This window comes from Nostoc sp. (genome assembly GCF_036917815.1).
In the GTDB taxonomy this organism is placed as follows: Bacteria; Cyanobacteriota; Cyanobacteriia; order Cyanobacteriales; family Nostocaceae; genus Nostoc.
The window spans coordinates 56,154-74,948 of sequence record NZ_JBALEK010000053.1 but is presented as its reverse complement, the minus strand read 5'-3'; the positions used below and the strand labels follow the sequence as shown (position 1 = coordinate 74,948).

The 18,795-nt window shown below is 44.1% G+C and carries 7 protein-coding genes; 2 read left to right on the top strand and 5 right to left on the bottom strand.

What is annotated here, in order from left to right:
• Window positions 1-475: 475 nt before the first annotated feature.
• The 3 genes from V7K97_RS15460 to V7K97_RS15450 all read right to left on the bottom strand — a co-directional run bounded on the left by V7K97_RS15460 (window position 476) and on the right by V7K97_RS15450 (window position 12,946).
• Entirely contained in the window at window positions 476-5,296 is a 4,821-nt protein-coding gene (locus V7K97_RS15460; protein WP_334801914.1) for a non-ribosomal peptide synthetase, read from the bottom strand.
• Window positions 5,297-5,550: 254 nt separating this feature from the next.
• Window positions 5,551-11,013: a trifunctional serine/threonine-protein kinase/ATP-binding protein/sensor histidine kinase gene (locus tag V7K97_RS15455; protein WP_334801913.1), complete on the bottom strand. Its 5,463-nt coding sequence runs from the start codon at window positions 11,011-11,013 to the stop codon at window positions 5,551-5,553.
• Window positions 11,014-11,437: 424 nt separating this feature from the next.
• Window positions 11,438-12,946 carry a cobyrinate a,c-diamide synthase gene (locus V7K97_RS15450; protein ID WP_334801912.1) on the bottom strand — a complete coding sequence of 503 codons (1,509 nt, stop codon included), beginning with the start codon at window positions 12,944-12,946 and terminating at the stop codon, window positions 11,438-11,440.
• Between the two features lie 248 nt (window positions 12,947-13,194).
• Between V7K97_RS15450 and V7K97_RS15445 the strand changes: the two genes are divergently transcribed.
• Both V7K97_RS15445 and V7K97_RS15440 read left to right on the top strand, forming a co-directional pair.
• Window positions 13,195-13,830, top strand: a complete 636-nt coding sequence (locus V7K97_RS15445) for a glutathione S-transferase family protein (RefSeq protein WP_334801911.1) — start codon at window positions 13,195-13,197, stop codon at window positions 13,828-13,830.
• A 590-nt stretch (window positions 13,831-14,420) separates the two neighbouring features.
• On the top strand, window positions 14,421-16,895 hold the full coding sequence (locus V7K97_RS15440; RefSeq protein ID WP_334801910.1) for an ATP-binding protein: 2,475 nt from the start codon (window positions 14,421-14,423) through the stop codon (window positions 16,893-16,895).
• A 336-nt stretch (window positions 16,896-17,231) separates the two neighbouring features.
• Here V7K97_RS15440 and V7K97_RS15435 read toward each other — a convergent pair whose 3' ends face one another.
• Entirely contained in the window at window positions 17,232-17,387 is a 156-nt protein-coding gene (locus tag V7K97_RS15435) for a hypothetical protein (RefSeq protein WP_334801909.1), read from the bottom strand.
• Window positions 17,388-17,411: 24 nt separating this feature from the next.
• Window positions 17,412-18,791: a glucose-6-phosphate dehydrogenase gene (gene zwf, locus V7K97_RS15430; protein ID WP_334801908.1), complete on the bottom strand. Its 1,380-nt coding sequence runs from the start codon at window positions 18,789-18,791 to the stop codon at window positions 17,412-17,414.
• Between the last annotated feature and the right edge of the window lie 4 nt (window positions 18,792-18,795).

The following is an 18,795-nucleotide window of genomic DNA, read 5'->3' as shown; positions in this document are numbered from 1 at the left end:
ACGCACCTGAGATTGTTGAGGGTGCGGCGCTTGGCGACAACACACCCTACATTAAAATTCCTTAACATAGCTGGAAATATTAGCACCGACTTACTTACACAACACCTTGAAAGGGCTATAGGAATCATATTTGATTTCTGAAAAAATCTCGGTAGCAAAAAAATGTAGGTTGGGTGGAGGCTTTGCGTAACCCAACATCCTGATGATATATGTTGGGTTGCGCTCCGCTCCACCCACCTACCTACGTCTAATGCACTATTTTAGCCTAGACAGTCTACTACGTGTATTTCAAAAATCAAATACTAGTCCTATAGTTCTAATAACTAATCGCTTTCTAGCTTTAACTGAACCGTATTATCACTCTCCGTAAATAGAAATTACGGAGAATGACAGAAAAGGGTTAATCTGACTAATCTTTGTTCCTTCGAGTGAGTTAGATCAAGGAATGTGAAGCTGAAAATTATAGCGTGAACATTTACTCCTGTCTTAAAGGTGGTGAATTTAAAAAACCACTACTAACGAAATATGAGAAGTATTTATCTAGGAGTTTAATATCCATTTGTGGACAAACAATTGCAGAATCTGCCAATCCATTGAGGGTATTCTGATAGTCATAATCAACTGTATTTTGATACAATTCCATGATTGTCAAAGAATTTTGATAGACTTTTTCAGACATCATCGATAAAAGCGGATGTAAAGCATTTTCCTGAGAGTGCCTGAAACTTGCAATTAGCTCATCTTTCCACTGAGTATATGGTAACTTCTTGAGTTGGTAACCATAAGAACAAATAAACTCAAAAAGCTCGATGATTGGAATATTTTGGTCTGGTGGCGGTACTATATGGAAAGCTTTTCCTAGAGATTCTTGCTTTTTAGATAAATGGACAATTGCTCTAGCGGCATAATCCACAGGAATCAATTCTTCTTTTTGATCTATGAGTTCCGGATAACTACCAAGCTGTATGCATCCTTTAATAACTCTAGGCACATAAGCATCTTTTGTATGAGCAACACCTGTACCGCTATCTCCCATAAGAAATCCTGTTCTGAAGATGCTAACAGGTATTCCCCTAGACTTGGCAACCCATACAAGATTTTCGGCTACCCATTTGGTTTGAGAATAGCCAAGATCCAGAGCAACATAGTCTTTAGAAAGCTCGATATCGTCATCTTCATAAACTACTTTTTGTCCTGTAAAATGGTTGATTGCACCAAAAACAGCAATGGTAGAAATGTAATGCATTGGTTTAATTTTGCCCAGACAAGCTAATCTGAGAACTTCTTGAGTTCCGAGAACATTGGATGCCTTGATTGCAGAGTATGGTTTAGCAAAATTGACTTGGGCAGCACTGTGATAAATAGCATCAATTTGCAGAGCTAGTTTTTCAAACTGTTTGCTAGAAAGACCCAAGTATGGCTGTTCTAAGTCTCCCGGAATCGCAATCACATGAGAGCTAAAATTTGGGTGATGAAGGGAATATTTTTCTAGGTTTTGTTGAATCTTTTTTAACCCTTCATGCTCGTTCGGAGAGCGCACCAGGCAGTATATTTTTGCTTGAGTTTGATGTAGCAGTTCATCAATTAAAAAAGCCCCCAAAAAGCCTGTAGCTCCTGTGAGAAAAACATGACGCAATTCATTGATCTGAGCAGCAGGCCTTCCTTGAGCATCGATGGCGGGATCGAGTACTACCTCGGATTTTAGATCGATGGCACTGGTTAAAGTAGAAACGCCATCCCGACGCACTCTCTCTATTACCTGAGCCAGCGCTTCTATAGTAGATTTTTCAAACAAGCTTTTTAGAGGTAAATCTAATTGAAAGGTTTCTCTCACAAAAAAAATCAACTGAGATGCTAGTAGGGAATTACCGCCAAGCTCAAAGAAATTATCGTGAATCCCAACTTCTTCGATCGCCAGAACTCTGCTCCAAATTTCAGCCATTTGTTCCTCAATTGGAGTCCGAGGTGCAACAAATGCTGCTTCCAAATCGCTTCTATCCATTTCAGGCTCTAGTAGACTGGGAATATCTATATTGCCGTTGTATATTCGCTGAGTTTGCCGATCGCCAGGGAAGCTTAACAGGGGGAAGTTGGAAATTGTCTGGTCTGGGTTAGAGACAATACTCTGCAATAGAGTAGAAAAATTTTCCACCATCAGAGCGATCGTCTCAGCTTTAAATAGGTCAGTATTATATTCCAAGTTGCCTGATATCCCTGCTGCTGTCTCGCGCAGTTCCAGGTATAGATCGAACTTGGATGTCCCGTTATCAATTTCCAGACGGTTCATTGTCAATCCGGGAACAGTCAGCTGAGGCTTTGGGGTATTCTGAAGATGAAACATCACTGAAATCAGTGGATTCTGGTTCAAGTCCCGCTCGATCTGTAGGGCATCAACTAGCTTCTCAAACGGTAGGTCTTGGTAGCTATAACCCCATAAAGCTACTTCCCGGACTCGGACTAACAACTGCCGGAAACTTGGGGAATCAGACAAGTTCGTTCGCAATACCAAAGTATTGAGCAAAAACCCAATTAGTCCTTCTAATTCAGAACGGTGGCGGTTGCTAATCGGAGCAGCTACTAAAATGTCTTCTTGCCCTGTGTAGCGAAATAGGAGTGTCTGGAATGCTGCCAACAAGGTCATAAACAAGGTAGCACCCTCTTGGCGCGAGAGAACATTGAGGGCATCTGTTACGGATTTGGGGATCAGAACCGATTGACGCGCCCCCTGATATCTTGGCTCTAATGGTCGTGGATAATCGGTGGGCAATTCTAATATGGGTAGATTACCACTCAAATGTTGCTGCCAATATGGAAGCTGATTATCTAAAATTTCACCTTGCAGCCACTGCCGTTGCCAAGCTGCAAAGTCTGCATACTGAATAGCTAAGTCAGGCAGAGGAGAGGGGTTGCCAGTGGAAAAAGCTGGATACAGAGTTGACAGTTCCTCGAAAAGAACACTTAAAGACCAATCATCACAAAGAATATGGTGTAGGTTGAGAAGGAATATATGTTCCTCTGAACTCAATTGCAGCAATGTTGTTCGCAGCAATGGCCCTTGAACTAAATCGAAAGGACGTTGGGCTTCTTCAAGGATCAGCTGACGGATTTGAGATTCCCGATCGTCTGGAGACAGCCCTTGGAGATTCACAACTAAGAGTTTGATGGGAAAAGTTGAGTGGACGATCTGTATGGGTTGTCCCTTCAAGCTGGAATAGGTAGTTCGGAGGATTTCATGGCGATTGATAATTTCATTCAAACTTTGTTCTAATATTGTGGAGTTGAGTACACCTCTGAGGCGAAAGGCTTCGGAAACATTGTAAAAAGCATGGTTGGGTACTAACTCGTTAAGAAACCACAACCGTTCTTGCCCAAAGGAAAGCGGTAAATCGCCATCGCGCCCAATAGATTGTATTGGCACAACAGAACATCCTCTGTCTTCCTGTTGTGCTTGTATAATGCTGTCAGCTATTTCAGAGATGGTGGGCGCTTCAAAGAAATGCCGCATTGTCAACTCAACTTGAAAGATATCGCGGATACGGCAGAGGATCTGAAAGGCTAGTAAGGAATGTCCTCCCAACGCTAAGAAATTGTCATGAACGCCAATGTTTTTTAGACCCAATACATTAGACCAAATTTCTGCTACTCGTTCCTCAATAGGAGTGCGAGGAGCGACAAACTTCTGATTTGCATTCAAAGTTTGAACGGGTGCTGGGAGCGCCTGACGATCAACTTTTCCGTTAGCTGTTAAGGGTAAAGCACTCAATTGCACAAAGCGAGAAGGGATCATGTAGTCAGGCAATTTCTGTTTGAGAAAATGGCGTAAATTACCAACATTCGTGTCTGATGATTCGGGCTTGAGAACTACGTAAGCTATTAGGCGTTGGTCACTAGGGGAAAATTCTTTAGCAATCACTACAGTTTCTTGCACATCAGGATGTTGCCACAGTGCAGTTTCAATTTCTCCTAGCTCAATACGGAAGCCGCGAATCTTTACTTGTTGGTCAATGCGCCCAATATACTCAATGTTGCCGTCTGGTAAGTAGCGAGCTAAGTCGCCTGTTTTATATAATTTTGAATTTTGAATTTTGAATTTTGAATTGTTGAATGGGTTGGGGATGAATCGCTGATCTGTCAGTTCTGGACGGTTGAGATAGCCTCTGGCTAGTCCCTCACCGCCAATGTATAGTTCTCCAGAAACACCTGTGGGTACTATCTGCATTTCTTCGTCCAACAGAAGACAGTATGTGTTGGCGATCGCACGACCAATGGTGACGATGCTGTCACCTTTCTTCACCAAGGCAAATGTGGAATAGGTCGTATCTTCCGTAGGGCCGTATAGATTAAAGACTTTTTGAATATTGTCCAACGCATATATCTGCTGCACCAAACGATTTTGTAGAGCTTCACCGGCTAAGTTAACGATGCGAACAGAAGCGGGTATACCTTGAATTCTCAGTAACTCGGCGATCGCAGATGGCACTGTATTGATGAGAGTGACTTCTTGAGCGGCAAGTAAGGTCGGTAAATACAAGGCATTTTCTGCCAAAATCACCTTACCACCCCAACTGAGGGGAACAAATATTTCAAAAACTGAGAGATCGAAGCAAATAGATGTTGCGGCCAGCACTCCAGCTAGATCCTCTGTTGTAAAAACTTCTCTTGCCCAATGCAACAGAGCGACTGTGCTGTGATGTTCAATAGCTACCCCTTTCGGTTTACCAGTCGAACCGGAGGTGTAAATGACATAAGACAGGTTTTTATCTGTAACTAGGCTGGTCAGATTCTCCTGGTTTTGTTGAGTAATTGCCTCACTATCACGATCTAGACAAACTATATGGGCCTGATAGTCTGGAAGCTTTAAAAGTAAATTTTGTTGTGTCAGCAGTATCGATAACTGTGAGTCCTCTAGCATTAAAGCCAGGCGCTCTGAGGGATAGGCTGGATCTAAGGGGACATAAGCTCCGCCTGCTTTGAGGATTGCTAATAGTCCAACAATCATTTCCAGCGATCGCTCCAGGAAAATGCCAACTAGTACCTCCGGTTTGACATTCAGGGTTTGTAGATAGTGCGCTAGTTGATTAGCTCGTTGGTTAAGTTCTTGATAAGAAACTTGTTTGTCTTCAAAAATGACCGCAATTTGCTCAGGTGTTTTTTCTACTTGATATTCAAACAACTGATGGATGCATATATCATTTACGTAAACTGCTGGATTTTCTTGCCATTCCAGAAGCATCTGGTCTACTTCTATCTTGGGTAGACTGAGGTCTTTTTGAGAACTTTCAGGAGAATTTTTCATCGTAAAACAGTATGTTTTAATACTACTATTTTATTCACCAATACTTAAAGTGGCAAGTATGAGTTTAGAAGAATGAAAGCAGAGTGGTTATTGTGTAAGAATTACAGCAGATTACAACAGGCGTGAGGTACAGATGATCCCAAGGGCACAGCACTGCTGTGCCCCTACGTGTGTATTTCACTTGGGTAGTGGTTTGAATCCCCGAACAATTTTCCCAGTCCCCAGTCCCCAGTCCCCAGTCCCCAGTCCCTTTTTCAATAGATAGGGAGAACAATCTCAAATTCAGTTCCCTCAGTGGGCTGAGAACGCACAGTTAAAGTACCGCGATGTTGTTGGATAATAGAGTAGCTAACAAATAACCCCAAACCTTGACCACGACCAACGGGCTTTGTGGTAAAAAACGGTTCAAAAATCCGCTCTTGCAGACTTACAGGAATCGTACTATCTGTATTAGCGATCGCAATTCGTAACCATTCACGATCTATCACTCCAGTACGAATCCGAATTTCTGGGTGTTCGCTGCTTTGGGGATTATCTCGAATCGCATCAATGGCATTGTTAATAATATTCAGGAAGACTTGATTCAACTGGCTAGGATAGCAAGTAACTAAAGGTAGATTGCCATACTCCTTAATGACGCGCACTTCGGGTTGATTTTCAGCAGATTGTAAGCGATGTTGCAAAATTAACAGCGTGCTTTCAATCCCACTGTGTAAATCTACAGCTTTGATTTCGGCTTCATCTAAGCGAGCAAAGTTGCGTAAACTCTGGACAATTTTGCTGATGCGCTCGCTACCAACCTTCATAGATTCTAAGGTTTGATTGGCATCTTTAAACAGAAAATCAAGCTCAATTTCTTCCTTCATCGCTCGAATAGCTGGACTAGGTTGGGGATATTCCTGCTCATAAAGTATCAGCAAACTCATCATATCTTGAATGTAATTTTCTGTATGGATGAGATTACCCTTAATAAAATTAACTGGATTGTTAATTTCGTGAGCAACACCAGCTACCAATTGACCAAGGGATGACATTTTCTCGCTATGAATTAATAGTCCTTGAGTTTGCTGCAATTTTTTCAAAGTCTGCTCTAAATCTTGGGCTTTTTGGTTGAGAACTTGGGTTTTGTGTTCTACCTCTGCTTCTAGGGTGTAAGAATAGTTTTCGGTTTGTTGATACAAACGGGCATTTTCCACAGAGATAGCGGCTTGACTAGTTAGGAGTTGGAGAATCTCGATGCGATCGCTGGTAAAAGCGCCTAAAGTTAAGTTGTTCTCTAGGTACAAAATACCGATGAGTTTTCCTTGGCGACTAATGGGACTACATAAAACTGATTTGGGTTGGTGAGTGATGATGTAGCGATCGCTGGCAAATTGCACTGAATCACTCAAGTCTTCAAACACAGCCGTCTCTTGAGTTCTTGCTACTGTATAAATCAAACTTTGGGGAATTTCTGGGTATTCCTCCAGGGGAATTTCTAAGGTTTTTACCAGTTGTTGATCGCCTTGAGCTACAACTAACCATTGTTCCTCTTGGCAAAGAACAAAATGACCGATTTGTGCGCCAGCATTGGCGATCGCGATCTGCATCAAGGTTGCCAACAGTTTCTCTAATTCAATTTCTTGAGAGATGGCTTGTCCAGCTTTCATCACCGCTTGTAAATCCAAGTATAAATTTTGGTTACTAGAGCTTTTAGTTACACTCTTCATCAAAGTTGAGGCGATGGTTTCCGCAGATGTGATGGCAAAATTAGTCGGTGGGAGAAAGGCTGTTAGTAGTAGCGGATATTGTTGTTCTAAATGGGCGATTTTCGCCTTTGCACCCCAATGGGCGTAGCAGTAGTAGGCTTGTTGTATATAGTCTGCGGCCACCTTCTCTTTGCCCCAAGCAAGGTAGAATTTGGCGGCTAGCTCATTGCTGAGTGCTTCTTCTTGGATATAGCCGTTTTCTTTTGCCCCCTGAATGGCTTTGTCATAGTAGGTTATTGCGTCTAAATGACCCAAAATTTTTGCCCGCTCTGCTTCTACTAAATCGTATTTGTGTTGATGATTGGCGGGAGCGTGGAACGCCCACTGACTCATCAATTTCTGGTTTTCTGCAACTTTTTCTAGTGCCGATTGTTGCTCTGCCTGATTGCCATTTGAACAGCTAGCCAGGAGTGCGAGGGAGTAGTAAAAATTATGTTCCGCAAACTGCAAGAAGCCAACCATGTTTCCCTGGTATTTTTCGGCTTCTTGAGCATGGATGAGTGCCTGCTGATAGTCCTGAAAGATGAATAGAAGAATCGTCTTTGCCAGATGAAGCAGGAACAAGAGAGTTCCGTTTTGAGTTTCAATTAAAATCGGCAGCATTTTCCGCTCGTCGAAACTCTCCCCAACGAGTATTAGGGAATCTTCTGCTGCTCCCATCAAATTCAACACCAGCTGACGACAAATCTGCCCGAAGTAAATTTGATACTCTTGTTTGAATTTCAACAACAGATCAATGTATTTTTGCTGTTGCTGATTCACCTGCTCCAGTGTTTCACCAACGAAGAAAAGATAGTTACAGTAGGAGGAGGCGTTGTAGCAGGCATACTCGACATCACCCGCTTCTAATCCCACCTGAATAGCTTCACGTAGGGGAGCGATCGTTTTGCGAGCGGGTTCCCGCCAGTGCCGCACAAACACATCAAAAATGTTAATCACTTTTGCATACAATTTCCTGTCGTTGAATAGCTCCAGCAATTTTAATCCTAATTGTCCAAACCGATAGCCTCTTTCAATTCCGGTTGGGCTACCACATAAAACCAGGCCATAAAAGGTGTAGCCAAATGCTGAAAATGCCGAGTTGCCAAATTGAATCGATAGGTTCACTAATGTGTAAGCAATCAGTGGTAACATATCTGGTTTAGCGTTCAGGCTGGGAGTGACCATTGTGATCGCAATTCGCATGGCTGCTAACTTGTGCGGATCGAGCATCTCTGGCAGGTTCATTAAATCCTCGATCGCTAACTCTAGTGGGGGTTCTTTAAACAGCGGTTCACCCAAAAACTCCAGCACTTGTAGAGAGGTGTCGATCGCTGCCAGCATTTGATTCTGAGCAATGTAGAAATAGATCCTAATTTCATACATCTTGACCTTTTGCAGCAAATCCTGGGCGTGCTGAAGAACAATTTCTGAAAGCCGTTCTGCCTGCTCGAAATGGGCAGTTAAGTACTCAATTTCAGCCGCTTCTGTATGAAGGGCAAGGGTCAGGTCGTAATCATGTTCCCAACCGTTTTCTGGAAGCACTGTCAGCCCTGCTGTGAAGTATTTACTTGCCGTTTCATAGGCGGTTGCAGCCTTAGCTTTTTGTCCTGCTTGCAGGTTCAGTTGAGCCAGTTGATTCCGTTGAGCTTGATCCAATTCTTCCAGCCTGGAGATTTCGTCACCAGAGTTGTGTACATGCAACAATCCGGGAAAAGTTTTTTGAGATGTCAATCCCAGCCCGTAATTCAATTGATTGACAATTTCAAAAATTTTCCCTTCTCGCTCTGCTTCAGGCGTATTTGCCCACAGTTGTTGCCCGATTTTGAAGTGGGTAGACTGTTTAATATCTTCTGGAATCAGACCGTAGGCAGCTTGTTGGACGCGATCGTGCAAGAATTTATAAGGAACGGCAATCTGACTACCGCAATCGATGTTGTCTGAGTTATTTGATTGGAAGAACTTGTAGGTTTCGCTAATGGGGAGAATTAGCCCTTCTTGTAACGCCGTCCATAAGTTGATCGCCGTATCAATAGGTGATTTTTCAGAGACCATTGCCAAGGTATTCAAATCAAATTGGTTGCCAATACAAGCCGCCAGTTTCAAAATCTCCTGTGTCTCCACCGGAAGTTTCTGCAACTGCAATGCCATGAACTCTACCACTCCATCGGTCAATGCCAACTGTCGCACCGAAACCATGTCACATCGCCAATAACCCAGTTCTGGGTCGAACTGAATCCTACCCTCCTCGTGCAGTGCTTTGAGAAACTGGGTTGTAAAAAAGGGATTCCCTTGAGTTTTCTGATATACCAACTGCGTCAAGGGTTGAGCCAGTTCATCGGGACAAATCAAGGTGTCTACCACCAACTGATTCACCGTTATTTCCACCAAGGGTTCCAGGATAATCGTATTGACAGTAGCTTCGGCTTGCTGAATTTGTTCCAGCATTAGCATCAAGGGATGAGTCGGAAACACTTCATTATCTCGATAGGCACCCAAAATCAGTAAAGATCCAGAACTGGCTTCACTCATCAATAATTGCAGCAAGTTCAGAGAAGCCGAATCTGCCCATTGCAAGTCATCTAGAAACATCACCAGCGGATGCTCAGTGGTGGTGAAAACCTGGATAAATTTCTGAAAGAGCAAATTGAAACGATTTTGGACAGCACTACCAGATAGTTCCGGGACTGGCGGCTGTTGACCGATAATTCGCTCTAGTTCAGGAATCACATCAACGATCACTTGTCCGTTTTCACCCACAGCAGCCAAAATTTTCGCTTTCCACGCCGCCAATTGGACATTACTCTCACTCAGTAGTTGTCCCATCAAATCACGAAAGGCTTGCATCAAGGCACTGAACGGAATATTCCGCCCGAACTGATCGTATTTGCCTTTGATGAAGTAACCGTGTTGTCTGACAATCGGTTTATGGACTTCATTGATCACCGCAGTTTTACCAATCCCGGAAAATCCTGCTACTAGCATCATTTCTGAACTGCCATTAGCGACACGCTCAAAAGCTTTGAGCAAGGTGGCAACTTCTGTTTCTCGCCCATAGAGTTTTTCGGGGATCATGAAGCGATCGCACACATCCCGTTGTCCCAAGACAAAGGTTTCTATTCTCCCCGTTGCTTTCCATTGATTGAGACAGCATTCTAAGTCATACTTCAAACCCAAGGCGCTCTGATAGCGATCTTCGGCATTTTTTGCCATCAACTTCAATACTATCTCTGAGGCGATCGCGGGAATTTTTGGATTAATGCTGTGTGGGGCGAGTGGAAGCTTGGCTAAATGACAGTGTATTAACTCCATTGGATCGTCGGACTCAAACGGTAATTGTCCGGTCAAAAGTTCGTACAATGTCACACCTAAAGCATAGAAATCACTGCGGTAATCAATACCACGATTCATTCGTCCGGTTTGCTCTGGGGAAAGATAGGCAAGGGTTCCTTCCAAAACATTGGGATTTTGGATTTCCTGGTTTTCGCGGGGCAGGAGAGAGGCAATACTGAAGTCAATCAGCTTGACTTGGTGCGATTCTGGATGAATCAGAATGTTAGCAGGTTTGATATCTTTGTGGATGACTCGATCCTGGCAGACATCATGGAGAATATCAGCAATTTGTCGGGCTATTTCTAAAATTTCCCGTAAAGATAGGGCATAATTTTGCGTATAATCCCGTAGGGAAATGCCGCCAAAGTCTTCCATCACTAAGGCATAGCTGTTACCGTATGCTTGTAGGCTTAATGGATGGATTATGCCAGGAATGTTAAGATTTTTGGTAATTGTATACTGGTTGCGAAACTGTAATAATTCGCTAAAGGTGGGGTAGTCTTGCCGTAATAGTTTAATCACCACTGGACGCTGACTTGACTCCTGCACTGCTCGATAAACTATTGTCTGAGAACCTGCATAGAGCTGCTCAACAATGGCATATCCAGGGATATACGGCAATAGATTTGAATCGGGGATTGCTGCCAGTGTTGTCATAGCGTCAAGTTAAAATCTTTAGAAGAAGTTTATAACTTTAATATTTCCCAAGAATTTGGCAGAATAAACATTCCGTAACTTGTATATATAATTAATTAGTCACAACTAGGCAAGAATGCTACGAGATAACGGAATTCAATGCTGCTTGCACGAAGGTTTTAAGAAGTAAAAAGCAAAAAGATAATCCCCATAAATAAATTTAGGGGATTTATAGCAGTTCTCGTTCACGTGGGGTACACCCATAGGGGCAATACCCTGCGGGAAGCCGCAACTCTTGGAGACGCACTCGCGTTCGTGTCTACATGAATTGCCCCTACACCTTGCGATATAATTTTGTACCGCATTTGAGTGGGAACCGCTATAATAAGGGCGTATTATTTCTCTCTACGAGACACCAAAGGCGAACGCGCTGTGCATTTAACTATTACTCTCTCAAAGATGCTACTTTCAGACATTCTTTAAGAAACTGCTGGGGAATCTCTACACTTTCTCCCCAATGCAAATGCACATAAGAAGCATGAACATTTGTAGGTAAACCCCATCCTTCGCATCCCATATTTTCTTCAGAGTCGTAGCGAGAGGTTGCAAATAAGGGCTGAGTGGGAGTTACGGTTAAATGGGAACGATGAAACTCATGTCCGTAAACAGTTGTATTTGCATTAACTAACAGATTATCTTGCAAAGCGACTGCCCGACGATAGCCCAAAGTTAAACGCCCACCCATCACAGCAGATGTCGGTAAAACTCCCGCCATTGGCCAAGATTTGCCTTCAAAATCGGTAATTTGCTCACACAAATACATCAATCCGCCACATTCGGCAATTGTGGGCATTCCTTTAAGTATTGCCGTTTTCACTGCATCACGAACGCTGATATTTTCTGCTAATTGCTGGGCAAAAACTTCTGGGAAACCACCCCCAAAATACATTCCCTGGATATCTTTTGGGATATCAGCATCTTCTAAGGGACTCCAGAAAACCAGTTCTGCACCAAGCTGTTGTAGCAAATCGAGATTGTCTTGGTAGTAAAAATTAAAAGCGCGATCGCGGGCTACTGCAATTCTGACAGAGGAGGGGCGATGAGGAGGATGAGAGGGATGAGGGAGAGGTTTTGATTTTAACAAAGGTAATAAGCGTTGCCAATCAAAGCAACTATCTCCTAAATCGGCGAGGCGATCAATTAAAGCGTTGAGTTCGGGAAGTTCGGCTGTGGGTACTAAACCCAAATGGCGATCGGGAATTGTGATGTTATCTTGACGGCGCAGTACGCCGAGAATGGGTAATTGTAGGGGTTCTAGGGAATCTTTGAGGAGAGAGAGATGGCGATCGCTCCCCACGCGATTTAATACTACCCCAGCTATTTTAATTCGGGGATCAAAAGAGCAGTAGCCGTGAGCGATCGCCGCGACAGAACCAGATAAACGACTACAATCAATCACCAACACCACAGGCAAATCTAAAAGCCGCGCAATATGTGCAGTACTCGCAAAGTCAGTTGGGCATTGGGCATTGGGCACTTGTACTGAGCGTACCCCTTCGGGGAAGCAAGCTACGCGTAGCGTCTCGTAGAGAAGTATTGGGCATTGGGCATTATTATTCTTCTCCTCCTCCTCTGCTTCCCCACTCCCCACTCCCCACTCCCTACTCCCCTTTACTCCATCAAATAACCCCATTACCCCTTCCACTAGGGCATATTCACTCAGATGACTATGACGGGCAAAACATTGCTGAACATAGGCTTCAGAAGTCAGCACTGGGTCTAAATTGCGACAAGCACGACCGGTTACGTGTCGATGAAACATCGGATCAATGTAGTCCGGGCCTACCTTAAAAGATTGCACCAGGCGATCGCGACGGCGTAAAGATGCTAAAAGGGTGAGGGTGACTGTTGTCTTGCCCACTCCACTACGTTCCCCGGCAATGACTAAAGCCATAAATGAAACAAATGAGGTTTTTTATGCAGTAACTATTTTGACTATTGCCTGTGCATCTCTGGTCACTTTTGGTAAAAGCAGATGCGCCAGTTTCTAATTTATCTAGAATCAACTAACTCAAATTTATACCAATTAGAAACAAGAAAACCACCCAATTAGGGGAATTCGGCTGGAAAAGTCTGTCTAATAATATAGTTGGAGATTAGCCGAGATCAGATAGTAATACGCAACCAAAAGAGGAACCTTTTATGATAACCGTGCATCATCTTAACAACTCGCGATCGCAGCGTGTGCTGTGGCTGCTGGAGGAATTAGGTATCGAATACGAGATCAAATTTTATGAACGCGATCCAAAGACGATGATGGCACCGGAATCGCTGCGCCAAGTCCATCCCCTCGGCAAGTCACCAGTAATCACAGATGGAGATTTGACGATTGCTGAGTCAGGTGCGATTATCGAATACCTAGTTAATCGCTACGGTAATGGTCAGCTAATCCCAGCATCCCATACACCGGAGCATCTGCGCTATACATATTGGCTGCATTACGCTGAAGGCTCGGCAATGCCCCTGCTGGTGATGCGGCTGGTCTTGGATAATTTCGGGGTAGGAGACAGCAGCGTAGTTAGGGGATTTGTCGCCCCTCAGATTAAACTTCACTTTGACTATATAGAAGGTGAACTTCGTAAAAGTACGTGGTTTGCAGGAGAAGAATTCACCGCCGCCGATATCCAAATGAGCTTTCCCCTGGAAGTAGTCGCCATGCAAAAAGAAGAAGTTCAGAACTGGCCAAAGCTGAAAGAATTTGTCGATCGCATTCAGACGCGACCTGCTTACAAACGCGCCCTTGAGCGTGGAGGCAAATATGACTTCTCGTTTCAATAATTCGGGGAAAGTAACAACAAATTCAGTAGGCAGAAATAAACTTAACTAACGCGATGTGCAACTTATTCTTGGAACCCCGCTTCCATTCCTCTCCCCGAAAGGTGATAGGCTTTGATTCTTGCTCCCCAACGCTACAAGGGTTGGGGTTGGGGGTTAGGTTTGAGATAAAGTCGCACACGGCGTTAAGTATGTAACGAAACGTAAAATACTCAAAACCCTTGCGATTGCTTCTCTACAAAACCCTACGCGAACACTTCGCTTCACTCTGTACCCTGCGGGAAAGCTGATGCCAACGCAATGATATAGTTATAAATTTTCTCGCCTACCTACTTAGGGACTGACAAATCAAAAAATATCCCAAAACTGACGCAAAAATCCTCTCTATTTCTCTTCTCTCTGTGTTCTCTGCGTCTCTGTGGTTCGAACTAGGTGAAATATTTAATAAGTAAATCCTCATGTTGATTAGGTGTCGCCTGGGGGAATACTAAATTGGCGAAATTAGCGAAAACTTCCACCCGACTGGGTGCTGGTTGGTTTCTGATTGAAAGTAAATTGGGCTATCAAGGCGAGAACCAAAGGGAAAAGCAAAAATGGAGCATTCGACACCGATTCGGTTACAGCGCACTTTCACACCTGGAGAAGCCTGGGGATTTAGTGTTGTAGGATTTCTCACTTGGCTGACACTGGCTCCCACAGTTAATCAAGAACTGGGTACAGCAGCAATGTGGGTTTGGATTCCCGGTGTTGTGGTGGGGATGCTATTAAGTCTACAAATGCGTCAACTTGGTAACAGGTGGCAAAATGTCTCCGGCGGCACCCCAAGCTATGTGGCTCGCTTGCTGCCTCACAATCCATTAGTGCGAAGATATATAGGTTTTGCCTATTATTTGGGTTGGGTATCGTTTCCGCCAATCAATGCGATCGTCCTCACCGATCTACTGCAACATCATCTCAAAACCCTGGGTCTGACTGCGCCAGATAAACCCCTAGAAATTTGCTTCACGCTTGTTGCCTACCTCATAGCGTTTAGTGGGTCACGAACGCTGGCAATTTTGCACCTTTTCTTTGTGCTACCTTCAATCGGCTTTCTTTTCCTATTCATTGCTCAAGGCTTAGGCTGGTTAGCATTGGCACCGGACAGTCCCGGCTTATTGCCGTCTGGCTTCAGTGGCATTAGTTCTGCCAATTGGCTGAAGTGGTACTTCTACGCAGCTTATGCTTTCTACTCCTCTGAAACCGCCGCGGCCTTTGTTGCAGATAGTAAAAAACCTGCGGATACACTTAAATTCCTGTCGTGGTTTGCCTGGTTAATGCCTTTCGTTTACATTGGGGGTAGTTGGGTCTTGATGCGACTGGTGAGAGATAAATCACTCGGTTCTGATCTCTATACCAATTTAGTGGCAGCAGCTACACCATTTTGGGGATCTCAGACTAGTTTTTTAATTACCCTATTGATTACCTCTAGCTGTTTATTGGGAACTGCCACAACGGTATCTAATACACCCCGGATTCTGTATCAGGGGGCATTAGATGGAAATATGGCTTCAGTATTTGGGGTGGTATCCCATAGAGGAGCGCTAGAACCTGCCCTCATTTTCACATTACTAAGTAGCTTCCTATTTTTGGCATGGGGCGATGTTAACAGCATTTTAGTGATATCGGGAGTGTGCTGGTTTGTGGCAATTATGCTTGTTCATCTAGCGTTATGGCTGCGCCGCAAAGATCCAGATGTCCGATGGGGGCGCTGGTCAGTTGGGATTCTGTTCATAGAATTTATTGCTTTAGTGGTTGGAGGCGTTGCTTGGGGTTGGCAAGATTTCCTGATTGGTATGATGTTGCCGATCGCTCTAATTGCCCTCGATACGATCATTCGTCGCATTCCCTTCGCGCCATTCCGACCAGCCTGGTGGGAACGACTGCACACAAAACCCCACCACTTAACCAAAGACCGGGATTTTCTGGTTGTTCAGGTCAGCATTCTCATTTTTCTCATCTGTGCTGCATCAACAACTAGCTGGTTCATCTGTGCCTGGATTCGGCCAGCGAGTAATGCCACCAATTCCGAAGTTCTGATTATTGTATTGATGACGCTGGCATTTGTAGCGGTAGCGATCGCTTGCTGGACTTCACTGCCTCAAGTTATTGCTATTGACGAACTAGCATCTCTTACAAGTATACAAGCTAGACAGCTCAACCAAACCCTAAGCGAACTGAAAAATGCTCAGGTGCAAATGGTGCAAAACGAAAAAATGTCCAGCCTGGGTCAACTGGTGGCAGGTATTGCCCATGAGATCAACAACCCAGTGAACTTTATCCACGGCAATATTAACCACCTGACTGAATACACTCAAGATTTGCTACGGATGCTCCACTTCTATGAACAGCACTATCTCAGCGATGACTCGCAAGCTCGCGTATTAGCCGAGGAAATAGAACTGGAATTTCTCATAGAAGATGTGCCGAAGATACTGTCTTCGATGAAAATGGGAACCGACCGCATTCGTAACATTGTGCTATCGCTGCGGAACTTTTCGCGCATAGATGAGGCGGAATTCAAGCTAGTTGATATTCATGAAGGTATTGAAAGTACCCTATTGATTCTCCAATATCGTCTCAAAGACAAACCAGAACGTCCGGCAATTGAAATGATTCGAGATTATGGCAAATTACCCGAAGTAGAATGCTATCCAGGACAACTCAATCAAGTCTTGATGAATATTCTCGCAAATGCCATCGATGCCCTTGATGAAGTAAATGCCTTGCGTACCTATGAAGAGATTAAGGAAAATCCCAGTCAAATCAGCATCCGTACCTTAGTAAGCAGTTCGCAATGGGTGGAAATTGCGATCGCTGATAACGGCTTAGGAATGCCAGAGCATGTTAAAAACCGCATCTTCGATCCCTTCTTCACCACTAAACCTGTGGGTAAGGGAACAGGCATGGGTATGGCGATCAGTTATCAAATCATTACCGAAAAACACCGTGGCAAATTAGAGTGTTTCTCCACCCTTGGACAAGGAACCGAGTTTATAATTCAATTGCCTATCCGACAACAAGTTTGTTAAGCAGTCTCTCAAATATAGGACTTACGCAAACAATAGCCTAAACCCTTATTTTATGCTATGGGCAATTCATGAATTGCCCCTACCGCGTGTAGTTTTGCGTAAGTGGCATCACCGTGCCAAAAAAGGTTTTTTGTACGCTAAGAAATTTTCAAGTGTCTGAAACGACGATTTTTCGTTCAAACTAGATTAAAACTAGCAGCAGAACCATAGTTATTTCACCAATTTGATAGTGGAAATCACTTCTTGAAAAGCTTACCCCATCTTGGTTTCAGCCTTAGCGTACAATTTTCCCGGTTTGGTACGGTGATGCCCATTACCAATTTATTTCCTTAGTGATTAACTGGAGCCACCGCAACCCCATTTCCCGGATTCATCTTCCCGTTGGTGTTGCTTATCGGCACTATCATGCCTGATGTCAGGTTTATTTCGAGGATTTCCCGTTTTTAATTCTTCTATTGTCAGGAAGGTTGTTTTATGTTCTTCCTCTGTCAACTCTGGAACTTCGACAGCAGTAACTTACTCTCTAGCTAATGGGTTGTTCCACTGATCCCTTGGCAAGAGCAGTTGATCTGACTCAGGTGGTCCCCATGTATTTGGCTCATACTCATAAATGGGTGTGACGTTATCGAGAATTGGCTGGACAATCCGCCATTCCTCTTCTACAGTATCTTCTCGTACAAACAAGCTGGGATCGCCCCGCATGGCATCACCCAATAGACGTTCATAGGGTTCCATCTCGTCGCCACCTCCGTAAAAGGCTAGGAGTTCAACTGTAGAGCCGATCATATCTTCTCCAGGGATTTTAGTGCGAGCGCCCAATCCCACAATTACCTCTGGATCTAGTAAAAAACGAACATAATTACCGTTTTCTTTTCCTCCCTCCTGGAACACATCTAAAGGTGGACACTTGAGCTTGACCATCACCTCAGTAGTTTTGACAGGCAATTTCTTCCCAGCCCGAATGTAGATGGGAACTCCTGACCACCGCCACGTATTTATAAATAACCGCACGGCAACAAAAGTTTCTACTTGGGAGTCAGGAGAAACACCTTCTTCGTTACGGTAATTACAAAATTGACCGCGAATAATCTCATCGGGTTGCACTTCCCCTATAGCTTTGAGAATACGCTCTTTTTCATCCCGGATGGAATCGGCAGCCGTACTGGCGGGAGCATCCATGCACACTGAAGCCAATATTTGCAGCATGTGGTTTTCCACCACATCCCGAATTGCGCCAGTTTCCTCATAGAAGCGCCCCCTTCCTTGAATGCCAAAGTCCTCTGCCATCACAATCTGGATGCTTTCAACATAGTTGCGATTCCAGATGGGTTCGAGAAAAGAGTTGGCAAACCGAAAATAGAGTAAATTCAGCAGTGGTTCTTTGCCCAGGTAATGGTCGATGCGATAAATGGATGATTCGGGAAAAACTGATGCCAGAATTTGATTTAACTCGCGTGCTGATTCCAAATCCCGTCCAAATGGTTTTTCAATTACCACTCGCGCATTTTTAGCACAGCCTGATTCGCCCAATCCTGACACTACTTGTGCAAACAGACTTGGTGGAATTGCCAGATAGTACAGGGGACGAGTAGCATCACCAAGGGCTTGACGTAATTTTTCGTAAGTTTCTGGTTTGTTGTAGTCACCAGCAACGTATTGGAGTAGTGCAGAAAGTTTCTCAAATGCGTCTCTCTCTACACCACCATGATGTTCTAGGCTATCACGTGCCCTTTCCCTAAGTTGATCCGTCGTCCAAGGTCGTCCGGCAACCCCAATCACTGGGACATTGAGATTGCCACGTCGTACCATTGCCTGAAGGCTGGGGAAGATTTTCTTGTAAGCTAAGTCACCTGTTGCCCCAAAAAATACCAGTGCGTCTGAATCAGGAGTTCCCATGACT